At 59.9% G+C, this 13,188-nt stretch carries 12 protein-coding genes; 7 read left to right on the top strand and 5 right to left on the bottom strand.

From position 1 onward, the window contains the following. The first annotated feature begins 62 nt into the window (after window positions 1-62). A complete protein-coding gene (locus tag EQV96_RS14675) occupies window positions 63-1,217 on the top strand; it encodes an MltA domain-containing protein (protein ID WP_150628467.1) in 1,155 nt (384 codons plus the stop codon). Between the two features lie 112 nt (window positions 1,218-1,329). Here EQV96_RS14675 and EQV96_RS14680 read toward each other — a convergent pair whose 3' ends face one another. Together EQV96_RS14680 and EQV96_RS14685 are read right to left on the bottom strand one after the other, a co-directional pair. Beyond that, the gene (locus EQV96_RS14680; protein WP_095019477.1) at window positions 1,330-1,716 is read right to left on the bottom strand and encodes an MAPEG family protein; all 387 of its coding nucleotides are present in this window, start codon (window positions 1,714-1,716) and stop codon (window positions 1,330-1,332) included. A gap of 13 nt (window positions 1,717-1,729) precedes the next feature. After that, window positions 1,730-2,563 (bottom strand): DMT family transporter, encoded by an 834-nt coding sequence (locus tag EQV96_RS14685; RefSeq protein WP_094999884.1) that lies wholly within the window; start codon window positions 2,561-2,563, stop codon window positions 1,730-1,732. A 199-nt stretch (window positions 2,564-2,762) separates the two neighbouring features. Between EQV96_RS14685 and EQV96_RS14690 the strand changes: the two genes are divergently transcribed. The 3 genes from EQV96_RS14690 to EQV96_RS14700 all read left to right on the top strand — a co-directional run bounded on the left by EQV96_RS14690 (window position 2,763) and on the right by EQV96_RS14700 (window position 6,583). Beyond that, on the top strand, window positions 2,763-4,022 hold the full coding sequence (locus EQV96_RS14690) for a sodium:proton antiporter (RefSeq protein ID WP_095019475.1): 1,260 nt from the start codon (window positions 2,763-2,765) through the stop codon (window positions 4,020-4,022). Window positions 4,023-4,220: 198 nt separating this feature from the next. Beyond that, on the top strand, window positions 4,221-4,595 hold the full coding sequence (locus tag EQV96_RS14695) for a hypothetical protein (protein WP_094999883.1): 375 nt from the start codon (window positions 4,221-4,223) through the stop codon (window positions 4,593-4,595). Further along, the gene (locus EQV96_RS14700) at window positions 4,592-6,583 is read left to right on the top strand and encodes a pyrroloquinoline quinone-dependent dehydrogenase (RefSeq protein ID WP_095019474.1); all 1,992 of its coding nucleotides are present in this window, start codon (window positions 4,592-4,594) and stop codon (window positions 6,581-6,583) included. The genes EQV96_RS14695 and EQV96_RS14700 overlap by 4 nt, the downstream gene beginning before the upstream one ends. A 113-nt stretch (window positions 6,584-6,696) precedes the next feature. Here the strand turns inward: EQV96_RS14700 and EQV96_RS14705 are convergent, their stop codons facing one another. Beyond that, window positions 6,697-7,605 (bottom strand): LysR substrate-binding domain-containing protein, encoded by a 909-nt coding sequence (locus tag EQV96_RS14705; protein WP_240882154.1) that lies wholly within the window; start codon window positions 7,603-7,605, stop codon window positions 6,697-6,699. 107 nt (window positions 7,606-7,712) lie between these two features. Between EQV96_RS14705 and EQV96_RS14710 the strand changes: the two genes are divergently transcribed. The 3 genes from EQV96_RS14710 to EQV96_RS14720 are packed head-to-tail and all read left to right on the top strand — an operon-like array spanning window position 7,713 to window position 10,251. Next, complete coding sequence (locus EQV96_RS14710; protein ID WP_094999880.1) at window positions 7,713-8,945, top strand: D-amino acid dehydrogenase; 1,233 nt, start codon at window positions 7,713-7,715, stop codon at window positions 8,943-8,945. 30 nt (window positions 8,946-8,975) lie between these two features. Beyond that, complete coding sequence (locus EQV96_RS14715; protein WP_094999879.1) at window positions 8,976-9,326, top strand: RidA family protein; 351 nt, start codon at window positions 8,976-8,978, stop codon at window positions 9,324-9,326. A 22-nt stretch (window positions 9,327-9,348) separates the two neighbouring features. Beyond that, on the top strand, window positions 9,349-10,251 hold the full coding sequence (locus EQV96_RS14720) for a transporter substrate-binding domain-containing protein (protein WP_095020458.1): 903 nt from the start codon (window positions 9,349-9,351) through the stop codon (window positions 10,249-10,251). Between the two features lie 575 nt (window positions 10,252-10,826). Here the strand turns inward: EQV96_RS14720 and EQV96_RS14725 are convergent. Both EQV96_RS14725 and EQV96_RS14730 read right to left on the bottom strand, forming a co-directional pair. Next, window positions 10,827-11,546, bottom strand: coding sequence for a 16S rRNA (uracil(1498)-N(3))-methyltransferase (locus tag EQV96_RS14725; protein WP_240882155.1), 720 nt, complete (start codon window positions 11,544-11,546; stop codon window positions 10,827-10,829). Window positions 11,547-11,619: 73 nt separating this feature from the next. After that, on the bottom strand, window positions 11,620-13,026 hold the full coding sequence (locus EQV96_RS14730) for an adenosylmethionine--8-amino-7-oxononanoate transaminase (RefSeq protein ID WP_138738912.1): 1,407 nt from the start codon (window positions 13,024-13,026) through the stop codon (window positions 11,620-11,622). Window positions 13,027-13,188 lie beyond the last annotated feature (162 nt).

Below are 13,188 nucleotides of genomic sequence, written 5' to 3' on the forward strand. Positions count from 1 at the left end.
ATTAAATATACGGGTTGCCTTGAAGGCCATCAGACCTCGGCAGCCGTTAAGGAACAGCGTCAATGAACATATTTTTCAAACCACTGGCCTGGGCGCTGCCCGTTGTCATGCTCCTGGCCGGGTGCAACGGCACCGACAAGGACGCGGACAAAAATGCCGCAAAACCTGAACCTCACACGACCTACAGCAAAGCCGACTGGAGTGCGCTGCCTGAAGTGACAGGCAATGACCTGCAAAGCGGCTTCGCTTCATGGCGCAGCGCCTGCACCCGTCTCAAGGCCGACGCCAACTGGGGGCCGGTATGCAGCGACGCTGCGGCCCTGCCTGCCAGCCCCAGCGTGGCCGAAATCAGCAACTTCCTGCAAACCCACCTCGACGTCTACAGCTTGCGTTCGGCCGAAGGCAGCAGCGACGGCCTGATCACCGGTTACTACGAACCCGTTTACCCGGGCAGCCTCAAGCCCACCCAGGCGGCCAATGTACCGATCTACGGCGTACCGTCTGATCTGATCGTGGTCAACCTGGACAGCATTTACCCCGAGCTCAAAGGCAAACGCCTGCGCGGTCGCCTCGAAGGCCGTGTACTCAAACCTTACGACACCGCTGAAACCATCAACAGCAACGGCCTGAATGCTCCGGTACTGGCGTGGCTGACCGATCCGATGGACCTGCAATTCCTGCAGATCCAGGGCTCTGGCCGGGTCCAGCTGGACAATGGCCGTCAACTGCGCATTGGCTATGCCGACCAGAACGGCCACCCGTACAAACCGATTGGCCGCTGGCTGGTCGAGCAAGGCGAATTGAAGAAAGAAGACGTGACCATGGGCACCATTCACGCCTGGGCCATGGCCAACCCGCAACGCGTCCACGAGATGCTGGCCAGCAACCCCAGCTACGTGTTCTTCACTCAGAACCCCGACAGCAACGAAGGCCCGCGCGGCTCGCTGAACGTGCCGCTGACGGCCGGTTACAGCGTGGCCGTGGACCGCAAGGTAATCCCGCTGGGCAGCCTGTTGTGGTTATCGACCACCCAGGCCGACGGCCAGCCCATCGTGCGCCCGGTTGCCGCCCAGGACACCGGCGGCGCCATTGCCGGCGAAGTGCGGGCCGACTTCTTTGTCGGTACGGGCCCCGAGGCAGGGCAAATTGCAGGCGACATGAAACAAAAGGGCAATATCTGGCTGCTGTGGCCTAAAGGGGCGGCGTTGCCGTTGTAACTGCCCTTGTGGGAGCGAGCCTGCTCGCGATGGCATCACTGCGGCGCATCAGGTAAACCGCATCGCCGACATCGCGAGCAAGCCCGCTCCCACAGACAGTGTGGTGATTGCGTTACATCGACACAAAAAAGAAGCTGACCACCAGCCCCATGCCGATAAACCACACGATGGAACGCAGCATCGCCCAGTCAGCCAGGTAGCAGATGATGTAGAGCATGCGACTGGTAATAAACAGCACCGCCAGCACGTCAATGGTCACCGGCTGGGCGTTGCCGACGATATCGGCAATGATCACCGCCGCGGCAAACGCCGGGGTCACTTCAAAGCTGTTGAGCTGGGCACTGTGGGCACGCTTGGCAAACCCTTGCAGGCCGTCAAGAAACGTACGCGGATCATGGTTTTGCCTGGGCCCGAACTTGCCGTCACTGAACTTGGCAAAGGCGGTACACACATAGGTCAAACAGAAGGCAATCAGCACACACCAGAAAGCAACCGTCATTGGAATTTCCTTTTTAGAGTTTCATCACGAGCATGCCGATCAGCACCAGCCCACAGGCTAAGAGCCTCGGTCCGCCGAAAGGTTCTTTGAGGTAACGCATACCGAACAGCACCACCAGAATCACACTGACTTCACGCAGCGCCGCCGCCTCGGCAATCGAGCCCAGTTGCATGGCCCACAGCACCAGCGCATAGCTGGCCAGCACGCAAACCCCCACCGCCACGCCCAATCGCCATTGTGTACGCCAGAACAGCGCAAACGCGGCACGCTTGCGGGTAACCGCCAGCAACGGAAACGGCCAGGCGCTGAGCAGCGTGACCCACACCAGGTAATCCAGCGGGTGCGACCAGCGCCGGATAGCCTGGCCATCCAGGAAGGTATAGCAACCGATACACAGGCCGATCAGCGCCACGACCGGCAGCATCGACCAGGGCAGACGATCACCGCCACCGCCCTGCCACAACAGGCAGGCCATGCCGCACGGAATCAGCAAAATACCGATAATCTGCTGCCCGGTCAGCACTTCTCCGGCAAAGGTCAGGGTCAGCGCCAGCACCACCAGCGGCGAAAGCCCGCGCATCAGCGGGTACACCAGACCCAGATCCCCCACCCGATACGCGCGGATCAGCAGCACCCGATACACCAGCTCGAAAAATACCGACGCCAGGATCCACGGCCAGATATCCGCCGGTGGCCATTGCGCAAACCCCACCAGCGCCGCCACCACCACCAGCGCCACCGTGTCCATGCAGGCGATCACCAGCAAGCGCTCACCGCTGAACTTGATCAGGGTGTTCCAGATCGCGTGCAATACCGCCGCGACCAACACCAACACCGTTGCCAGCACCGCAGACTCCTTATTGTTATCAACCTGCGACTGCCGCAAGCGCCACCATGCAACCTCAGTGCAGCATTGTGGTCAATGACCTCGCACTTCGCGTCCGTTTGCCACACCCCCGGGATGTGCCCCTGACGCCCGTTTTTGCATCCAAACATGACCCGAACCCATCGGATTTCCATTCACTCTCGCCACCACAGGATCCCGGATGCTTGAGCTTGTTGCTGCGTTTATCTGCCTGACCTCACTACTGACTTATGTGAACTTCCGCTTTATCGGCCTGCCGCCGACGATTGGCGTGATGGTCACCGCCCTGATGTTTTCCCTGCTGTTGCAAGGCTTGAGCTTTCTCGGTTACCCCGGGCTGGAAGAGCGCGTGCAAGAGCTGATCGGCCAGATCGACTTCGGCGACCTGCTGATGAACTGGATGCTGTCGTTCCTGCTGTTTGCCGGCGCCCTGCATGTGAATTTCAACGACGTGCGCAGCTATCGCTGGCCCATTGGCTTGCTGGCCACGGTCGGCGTATTGATTGCCACTACGGTGATCGGCAGCCTCGCGTACTGGATTTTCGGCCTGTTCGGCTGGCATATCAGCTTCCTGTACTGCCTGCTGTTTGGTGCACTGATCTCCCCCACCGATCCGATTGCCGTGCTCGGCGTGCTGCGTACGGCCAATGCCTCCAAGCCACTGAAAACCACCATCGTCGGTGAGTCGCTGTTCAATGACGGCACCGCCGTTGTGGTGTTCACCGTGCTGTTGGGCATCGTGCAACTGGGCGAAACACCTAGCCTGAGCGCCACGGCCATGCTGTTCGCCCACGAAGCCATTGGCGGCGTGGTGTTCGGCGGCCTGATCGGTTACCTGGTGTACCGCATGATCAAGAGCATCGAGCAATACCAGATCGAAGTGATGCTGACCCTGGCCCTGGTGATTGGCGGCTCGGCCATGGCCAGTGAGCTGCATGTATCGGCGCCGATTGCGATGGTGGTCGCCGGTTTGATCATCGGCAACCTGGGCCGCAACAAGGCCATGAACGAGATGACCCGTCGCTACATGGACGGTTTTTGGGAGCTGCTGGATGACATGCTCAATGCGCTGCTGTTTGCGCTGATCGGCATGGAACTGTTGCTGCTGCCGTTCTCGTGGCTGCATTTGCTGGCTGCCAGCGGTTTGGCCGTGGCCATTTTGCTGTCGCGCCTGCTGACTGTGGCCCCGGCCATTGTCTTGCTGCGCCGCTGGCGCACCGTGCCGCGCGGCACTATCCGCATCCTCACCTGGGGCGGCTTGCGCGGTGGTGTTTCGGTGGCGCTGGCCCTGGCCTTGCCGCTGGGCCCGGAGCGCGACCTGATCCTGAGTATCACTTATATCGTGGTGCTGTCCTCGATCCTGTTCCAGGGCCTGACCATCGGCAAACTGGTCAAGCATGTGACCAAGGATGCGCCGATAGAGGCTGAGCAGGCGCACTGACACTCACATTTCCTGTGGGAGCGGGCTTGCCCGCGATGGCATCTACTCGGTCTGTCAAAGAGACCGAGCCGCCTGTATAGCGAGCAAGCCCGCTCCCACAAAGATTGCTGCCGCTTGCATCCTCCCGGCGATTTCCTCCGCCTTGGCTACACTCACTTTCCGTGATGCCCTCGGGCATGAATCGCTAAGGAGAAAGGGATGAGTACTTCTGCAGCCTACGCACCGCCCAGGCGCCAACTGGGTGCCCATATCATGATCATCGCGGCTCTGGCTGCCCTGGCCATTACGGCAGGGCGGTTCTTTATGCCATTGTCCGGTGTGACGGGTTCCGGCGGGGCAATGACCACTATGTTTGCCGAACTGGTGCTGTTTGTCCTGGGCGTACTGCTGCTCAAGACCGGGGCAGGAGGCTTGCGCAACTTCGTCCTGTTTCTGGGCTGGGCCGGTGCGATAGGCACCATTTTTGCCGCCAGCCTGCTGCATGGTTGGTGGACAGTGATTGCCCTGCTGGTCTACGCCGTGGGTGTTGTCATTGAAACCTTTGGCCCCAAGCCAGCAAGGAGCGCGATATGAACGGGATCAAGAAGCACATTTTGACAGCACCGGCGCTGTGCCTGCTCGCCGGGGTATCCAACGCTTACGCCCAGGACACCTACACCGTACCGCCACCGTTGCTGGCACCGTCGAGCATCTCTGCCGAAGACGCCAGAATCCCGATCCCCAGCGGCAAGGAATGGGACAGCTTCCACGGCCAGCTCAGCTCGCAGAAGTACTCGCCCCTCACCCAGATCAACAAGGACAACGTCGGTAAACTGACCAAAGTCTGGCAGTACTTCACCGGCGACATGTCCACCGGCACCGGCAAAATTCCGCCGTCGGTGTGGTCCGCCACGCCCATTTTCGCCAATGACACACTCTACGTCGGCACGCCGTTCTACCGGATCATTGCCCTTGAGCCCGAGACCGGCAAAGAGAAGTGGACCTACGACACTAAATCGCCCCTGGTGGCCGAAACCCAGCCCGCGCTTAAATCACGCGGTGTGGCCTACTGGCAGGAAAAAAACCCGCAAGCGGGCGTGGCCTGCCAGAAGGTCGTGTACCTGGGCAATATGACCGCACAGCTGTACGCGGTGGATGCCGATACCGGCAAACCCTGCGAAGGCTTCGGTAAAAATGGCGTGGTGGACGTCAACCAGTGGAACAAGGTCAACGCCAAGTGGCCACTTTCCCAGCTGCAACCCCCCACCGTTATTGGCGACAAGCTGATCGTGGGCTGGGCCGGCAAAGACTGGGAATACGAAGTTGAATCACCGGGCTCGCTGTTTGCCCTCAATGCTCGCACCGGTGAGCTGGAATGGGAATTCAAGCCGATCCCGGATGAAGAAGCTGGCAAAACCGGTACCGCCAACATCTGGACCGCGATGTCTTATGACCCGGCTCTGGGCTTGCTGTACATCCCCGTGTCCTCACCGTCACCCAACTACTGGGGCGGCAACCGGACCAAACCGATTCCTCTGGGAACCTCCACCACTGCGCTGGATATCAATACCGGCAAGGTCGTCTGGTCTCGTCAGTGGGTTCACCATGACTTGTGGGACTACGACATCAACTCGGCGCCAACGCTGATGGATATCACCGTCGACGGCAAGCCTGTCGCCGCGCTGGTGCAAGCGACCAAGATGGGTTTCCTGTTCACTGTTGACCGCCGTACCGGTGAAGACGTGTGGCCGATCGAAGAGCGCCCCGTACCCAAAGGCGACGCCGATGGCGAAGTCTACTCACCGACCCAACCGTTCCCGACCAAACCTGCGCCGCTGCTGGATCAGTCGAAAAAACCAGCCATCTGGAAAATCGCCGATATCGTCGGTTTCGGCCAGTGCAGCAAAATGTGGGACGGCCTGGAATACAACGGCATGTACTCACCGCCTTCGACCAAAGGCAACGGCGTCCTGGCTTACCCGGACAGTGCCGGTGGCGTGCAATGGGGCGGTGTCGCGTTTGACCCGGTGAGTCAGGTGGCGATCGTCAACACCTCGCACATCGTGCAGATGATCAAGCTGTGGGATCGCGCTTCCTACGACAAACAGCCTAAAGACTCCGGCAACGAAAACGGCTTCTACCCACAGATCGGCGCGCCTTACGGCATGAGTTTGCTGAACGCGCAAAACTGGGCAGGCATGCCGTGCTGGGCACCGCCTTTCGGTGAAATCGTGGCAATCAACATGAACACCGGTGACGTAAAATGGCGTCGGCCGATGGGTGCCGTGCAGCAGTGGGGCTGGTACATGCCTGAAAGCATGGGCTCACCGACCATTGGTGGCCCGGCAGTAACGGCCGGTGGCGTGGTGTTTATCGGTGCCTCGATGGATGCCAAGGTGCGCGCCTACTCCCTGGATGACGGCAAGGAATTGTGGTCGGATATCGTCATGGCCCCTGCCGTGGCCAACCCCGCGATCTATGAATACAAGGGCCGTCAGTATGTGGCGTTTGTAGCGGGGGGCAACTCGATCTTGAAAGATCAGGTAGGTGATCAGGTGGTGGTGTACGCCTTGCCGAAGTAACCCCCCACCCTGTGGGAGCGGGCTTGCTCGCGATGGTAGCGCCGTGGTCACTCAGACAAATCGCGCGGCCATTATCGCGAGCAAGCCCGCTCCCACACTGTTAAATCGCGTTATCAACCCGCCAACCGCTGCAACTGTTCGCTGGCACGCTCTGCGAACAGTTGCAGCAACCCTTCCAGCGTATGTACCGGGGCCTCATCGGCCCGGGTCAGCGCATACAGCGTAATCGGTAGTGCGGGGCTCAGAGGCCGGATCACGGTACTCGCCCGCGACGCCCCCAGCGCCGTAAATGGATCGATCACCGCCAACCCCGCCCCCGCCTCCACCATCGCCCGCGCCAGTGAATAGGTTTGTACCGCAATGCTGATACGTGGCGGCGGCTCAACCGATTGCAGGTAGCTGTCCAGCCGTGCAAACAACGGATCGGCACTGCTCAGGCCGATCAAAGGCGCATCCGCCAGTTCATCCAGCGCCAGTGGCACACCTTCACTTGCATCAGGCCAGAACCCCCGCGGAGCCAGTGCCACCAATACGCCGTGGGCCAACGCCTGGGCCTTGAGGCCCGGGTGTTCGGGCAGTTTGAAGGTCAGGGCTACGTCCAGTTCGCGCATCAACAGGTTCTGGATCAATTCACGTGTATGAGCACTGACCAGTTCACAGTTGATGTCCGGATATCGGTGCTTCCACTCGCTGATCACGGGCGGCAGTAGTGCCAATGCCAAGGCTGGCGTACTGCCAATGCGCAAACGATGCCCCGGCGTACGCCGCAGGCTTTGCGCCAGACGCTGCACCCCTTGCAGGCTCTCGGTCACCTTGTCGACTTCGCGCTCGAGCAATAGCGCTTCCGGGGTGGGCTGCAATTTGCCGCGTACCCGCAGAAACAACGGGAACCCCAGCCGCTGCTCAGCGTGTTGCAGCACCTTGCTCACCGCAGGCTGCGACACATGCAGCAACTGCGCCGCCGCACTGACAGAACCGGTTTGGCGAATCGCCTGAAACACTTCGATATGACGCAAGCGCATGGCAGTAGTCCATAACCTTTGTTTATGGGATGACCATCTTTATTCATTGTTCGCCGCCTGTCACCTGCCCCTAATCTGAAGCCCGAACAGCAAGGGTGAGGACTGACATGGCACAGCGAGTTTGCATCATCGGCGGGGGCGTAATCGGGCTGGCTACAGCGTATGCCCTGGTGCGCGACGGCTTTGAAGTGACGGTGATCGAGGCCCGCCCGACCTTGGGCAGCCAGACCAGCTTTGCCAATGGTGGCCAGCTCTCCTACCGCTATGTAGCACCGCTGGCCGATGCCGGCGTGCCGTGGCAAGCGATGGGCTGGATGTTGCGCGGCGACTCGCCCCTCAAGCTGCGCCCGCGCATGGACCCGGCCCAATGGCGCTGGCTGGCCTCGTTTGTGGCTGCCTGCCGTGGCTCGGTGAACCAGCGCAATGGCGCGCATTTGCTGCGCCTGGCATTGCTCAGCCAGGCCACGCTGCAGCAGTGGCGCGAAGAAGATCAGCTCGACGGCTTCGCCTGGCAGCGCAACGGCAAGCTGGTGGCGTTCCGTGAGCGCGGCAACTTTGAAAAGGCCCGGAAAAAAGTTATCCACAGCTCATTTCAACAAGCACTGACTGCCGGCGAGTGCGCCAGCCTGGAACCCGGGCTGCAAGGCTCGGCATTCGTCGGCGGTATTTATACCCCCAGCGAAGAGGTCGGGGATTGCCACGGGTTCTGTCAGCAACTGGCCGCCCGCTTGCAGGCCAGTGGCCGTTGCACCTTTATGCTGGGCAAGACCGTCACCCGGCTTCGCCACGCCAACGGGGCGGTACAGGCAGTGGAAATGGGCGACGAGGTTCTGGCCGTGGACCAACTTGTGCTCGCCGCCGGGCACAACAGCCCGGCCCTGCGCCTGCCGGGGCTGCACCTGCCGTTGTACCCGCTCAAGGGTTACAGCCTTACGCTGGCCCTGACCGACCCGCAAAAGGCACCACAAGTGAGCATTACCGACTACGACCGCAAAATTGTCTACGCGCGTATCGGCGAGCAACTGCGCATCGCCGCGATGGTCGATATCGTCGGCTTCGACCCTGCCCCGGACCCCAAGCGCCTGGCGCAAATGCGTCAACTGGCCAGCAGCACTTTCCCGGATGCGGGCAACTATCAAACCGCCATCGAATGGGCTGGCATGCGCCCTGCAACCCCCAGCGGCGTACCCATCCTGGGTGCCAGCGGTTATCGCAATCTGTGGCTCAACCTGGGCCACGGCGCCCTGGGCTTCACCCTGGCCTGCGGCAGCGGGCGCTTGCTCAGCGAACTGATTGCACAACGCAAAACTTCCATTGACATGCAAGGCCTGGCCGCCTGAGTGCGCCATCCCGTCCACAAGGAAAGCCCTATGACCATTCAACGCATCAACAGCAATGACCGCTTGAGCGCCGCCGCGACGTTTGAAGCCCTGGTGTTTCTGTCGGGACAGGTGCCTACGCAAAGCGAGGACATTACCGCGCAGACGCAAGAAGTGTTGAGCAAGATCGACGCCCTGTTGGCCGAAGCTGGCAGCGATAAAGACCACATCGTTAACGCCACCCTTTACCTGCAAAACATCCAGCGCGACTTTGCGGCCATGAATGCCGTGTGGTCAGCCTGGCTGTCGGCAGGCAAGGCGCCCACCCGCACCACCCTGCAGGCGGAGCTGGCACGGCCTGAGGTATTGGTGGAAATCAGCGTGATTGCAGTTCGTCATTAATCTGTGTGAAGGGAAAACAACAATGAAAAAATTTGCCTTGATCAGTTGCACGCTGGGCCTGTTAATCAGCCATGCCGTACAAGCCAACGAAGCCCCGTTGCAGGGCACACTGAAAAAAATCGCCGACTCGGGAAGTATTACCCTGGGTTATCGCGATGCATCGGTGCCGTTCTCCTATGTCGGCGATAACAGCGGCAAGCCCATGGGCTATTCGGTGGAGCTGGCCAATAAAATCGTCGAGCGCATCCAGCAGCAAGTGGGCAGCAAACCGCTGAAGGTCAAATACAACCTGGTGACCTCGCAAACCCGCATCCCGCTGGTGCAGAACGGCACCGTAGACCTGGAATGCGGCTCAACCGGCGTGACCGCCGAACGGCAAAAACAGGTGGCATTTTCCTATGGGTTTATTTACGTCAAAGGCCAACTGCTGACCGCCAAGGACAGCGGCATCAAGGGCTTTGATGATTTGCGCGACAAAAACGTGGTGACAACGGCAGGCACCACCAACGAACGCTTTATCAAAAGCTACAGCGCCGACCACAAAATGGGCATGAACGTGATCAGTGCCAAAGATCATGGTGAAGCCTTCAAGATGCTCGAAACCGGCCGCGCCGTTGCGTTTTATATGGACGATGCGCTGCTCTACGGCGAACGTGCCAAAGCTCGTGATCCGCACAAATGGGTGGTTGTAGGGGATGAGCAATCCCGTGAAATCTACAGCTGCATGGTGCGCAAGGACGACCCGCAGTTCCTGGCGGTGGTGAACAAGACCCTGGCCGACCTGTATCAGTCCGGGGAAATCACCAGCATTTACCAGCGCTGGTTCGAACAACCGATCCCGCCCAACGGCCTGAACCTGGAGTTCCCGATGACCGCCGAGCTAAAACAGATCATCGCCAAGCCGGTGAGTGACCCGGTGGAGTAAGGGCGTCAAAAAAAGTCTTCCGTTACACCCTCACCTTCAAACCAGCTGCCCCAAAACGCGCCTGCTGCACTCAGGCGCGTGCTGCTTCAGTGCGTTGCCAGCGTATCCAGCGACTTGTCGACATAACCCTTGGCCAGCTCCACCAAGTGCATGACCGACAACACCAAAACGAACGGGTGGCAGCCGTACGCAGGTTAGTAGACCGGTGAGCTCGGAAACCGGCGCGCCCGAGGGCGCCCTGCGCACGGCCACCATAAAGCGGGGCCGAAAAAAAGCGCCTCACTAAGGTGGCGCCTTGCGCCTTGCTCATCTACCAGGCGACTAAACCCGACCGCTGATTTGCAGCGATGGGCCGAGACTATTCCCCGATTTGAACAGGCGCAAGCGAGCGGAATCTTCTCGGATGATTCACGAGAATGAAAGCGAAACGTCGTACGAAACGACTGAAATTGAAGGCCACGCCTTTGTGGGAGCGGGCTTGCTCGCGATGCAGGCGCCGCGGTAGGTCTAGATAATCGCGTCGACCCCATCGCGAGCAAGCCTGCTCCCACAAAAGCAAAAAAGCAGGGCCTGACTTAGAAATCACCCCACAACTGCTGCGCCACGGCCAGGGCTACAACCGGCGCAGTTTCGGTACGCAGCACCCGTGGGCCAAGGCGTGCAGGCTGGTAGCCGGCGGCCTGGGCCAGGTCGATTTCGTTATCGGTCAGGCCGCCTTCGGGGCCGATCAAAAACGCCAGGCGCGAAGGTTTCGCGTGGCTGGCCAAGGGTTCTGACACCGGGTGCAGCACCAGCTTGAGGTCGGCTTCAGTGGTTTTGATCCAGTCGCTGAGCAACACCGGCAGATGGATAACGGGCACCCGCGAACGGCCGCATTGCTCACAGGCGCTGATCGCCACCTGCCGCCAGTGGGCCAGACGTTTGTCGGCGCGTTCGTCCTTGAGCCGCACTTCGCAGCGCTCGCTCATGATCGGGGTGATTTCACGCACGCCCAGCTCGGTGGCCTTTTGAATCGCCCAGTCCATACGCTCGCCACGGGACAGGCCCTGACCGAGGTGAATGGCCAACGGCGATTCAACTTGCCCTGCGAAGGTTTCGTCCAGCAGCACGCGTACGCGCTTTTTGCCGACTTCCAGCAAGCGTCCCAGAAACTCCTGGCCCGAGCCGTCGAACACTTGCAAGGCATCGCCCTCGGCCATACGCAGCACGCGGCCAATGTAATGCGCCTGAGCCTCAGGCAATTCATGCTCACCAAGGCTCAAAGGAGCGTCGATAAAAAAGCGGGACAATCTCATTTAAATTCTCTGAAAATTCGGGTGCTAATGTGGGAGCAGGCCCGCTCCCACAGGAGATACAGTACGGCCCGGTTTAACCCGGGTCACGGAAGTCCGGGTGAAAATTCGATGGCACGGCCACGCTGATGTCGCTGCGGGTCGCGATATCGATCCCTTCACTGGCTACTTCAGCCAAAAAGTCGATCTGCTCGGGGGTGATCACGTAAGGCGGCAAGAAATACACCACGCTACCCAGTGGGCGCAACAACGCACCCCGCTCCAGGGCGTGCTGGAAGACTTTAAGCCCCCGACGCTCCTGCCACGGGTAAGCGGTTTTGCTGGCCTTGTCCTGAACCATTTCAATGGCCAGCACCATACCGGTCTGACGCACTTCCGAGACATGAGGATGATCAACCAGATGGGCAGTCGACAGGGCCATACGTTGAGCCAGGGCCTTGTTGTTCTCGATAACGTTGTCTTCTTCGAAGATATCCAGCGTCGCCAACGCTGCGGCACAGGCCAGCGGATTACCCGTATAGCTGTGGGAATGCAGGAAGGCGCGCAGGGTCGGGTAATCGTCGTAGAACGCGCTGTACACCTCATCCGTGGTCATGCAGGCCGCCAACGGCAAATAGCCACCGGTCAACGCTTTGGACAGACACAGGAAGTCCGGCGTGATGCCCGCCTGTTCGCAGGCGAACATGGTACCGGTGCGGCCAAAGCCCACGGCAATTTCATCAAGGATCAAGTGCACGCCGTAACGGTCACAGGCCTCGCGCAGCAGTGTGAGGTACACCGGGTGGTACATGCGCATGCCACCCGCGCCCTGAATCAACGGCTCGACGATAACCGCAGCCACGGTTTGATGATTTTCGGCGAGAGTCTGCTCCATCGCCAAAAACATCGTGCGCGAATGCGCTTCCCAGCTCACGCCTTCAGGGCGCAGGTAGCAGTCGGGGCTCGGCACCTTGATGGTGTCGAGCAGCAACGCCTTGTAGGTTTCAGTGAACAACGGCACATCGCCCACGGCCATCGCGGCCATGGTTTCACCGTGATAGCTGTTGGTCAGGGTAACGAAGCGTTTTTTGTCTGGCTGTTCACGGTTGAGCCAGTAGTGGAAGCTCATCTTCAGCGCAACTTCGATGCACGACGAACCGTTATCGGCATAGAAGCAACGGGTCAGGCCTTCAGGTGTCATCTTGACCAGCCGCTCGGACAGTTCGATCACCGGCTGATGGCTGAAGCCTGCAAGGATCACGTGCTCCAACTGATCGACCTGATCCTTGATGCGCTGGTTGATTCGCGGGTTGCAGTGGCCAAACACATTGACCCACCAGGAACTCACGGCATCGAGGTAGCGCTTGCCTTCAAAGTCTTCCAGCCACACGCCTTCGCCGCGCTTGATAGGGATCAAGGGCAGTTGTTCATGGTCTTTCATTTGGGTGCAGGGATGCCACAACACGGCAAGGTCGCGTTGCATCCACTGGTTATTCAGGCCCATTTTCACTCTCCTGGCGCTGGCTCCCGGCGTGTGCGGGCAAACAAGAGTGCAAGCCTATGCAATGCGCAGGCGTGTAACAACCTATTACGTTTACTCCGTATTCAAAGACGGCCTTGGACACCCACAGGCAACACAAATATTGTTAACGTTTGCTTAACGTTT

This window comes from Pseudomonas sp. TMW22080, assembly GCF_022496745.1.
Classification (GTDB): domain Bacteria; phylum Pseudomonadota; class Gammaproteobacteria; order Pseudomonadales; family Pseudomonadaceae; genus Aquipseudomonas; species Aquipseudomonas bubulae.

Coding starts and splice junctions, on each gene's coding strand:
- EQV96_RS14675 (WP_150628467.1), top strand. CDS start 63: ATGAACATATTTTTCAAACCACTGGCCTGGGCGCTGCCCGTTGTCATG.
- EQV96_RS14680 (WP_095019477.1), bottom strand. CDS start 1,716: ATGACGGTTGCTTTCTGGTGTGTGCTGATTGCCTTCTGTTTGACCTAT.
- EQV96_RS14690 (WP_095019475.1), top strand. CDS start 2,763: ATGCTTGAGCTTGTTGCTGCGTTTATCTGCCTGACCTCACTACTGACT.
- EQV96_RS14695 (WP_094999883.1), top strand. CDS start 4,221: ATGAGTACTTCTGCAGCCTACGCACCGCCCAGGCGCCAACTGGGTGCC.
- EQV96_RS14700 (WP_095019474.1), top strand. CDS start 4,592: ATGAACGGGATCAAGAAGCACATTTTGACAGCACCGGCGCTGTGCCTG.
- EQV96_RS14705 (WP_240882154.1), bottom strand. CDS start 7,605: ATGCGCTTGCGTCATATCGAAGTGTTTCAGGCGATTCGCCAAACCGGT.
- EQV96_RS14710 (WP_094999880.1), top strand. CDS start 7,713: ATGGCACAGCGAGTTTGCATCATCGGCGGGGGCGTAATCGGGCTGGCT.
- EQV96_RS14715 (WP_094999879.1), top strand. CDS start 8,976: ATGACCATTCAACGCATCAACAGCAATGACCGCTTGAGCGCCGCCGCG.
- EQV96_RS14720 (WP_095020458.1), top strand. CDS start 9,349: ATGAAAAAATTTGCCTTGATCAGTTGCACGCTGGGCCTGTTAATCAGC.
- EQV96_RS14725 (WP_240882155.1), bottom strand. CDS start 11,546: ATGAGATTGTCCCGCTTTTTTATCGACGCTCCTTTGAGCCTTGGTGAG.
- EQV96_RS14730 (WP_138738912.1), bottom strand. CDS start 13,026: ATGGGCCTGAATAACCAGTGGATGCAACGCGACCTTGCCGTGTTGTGG.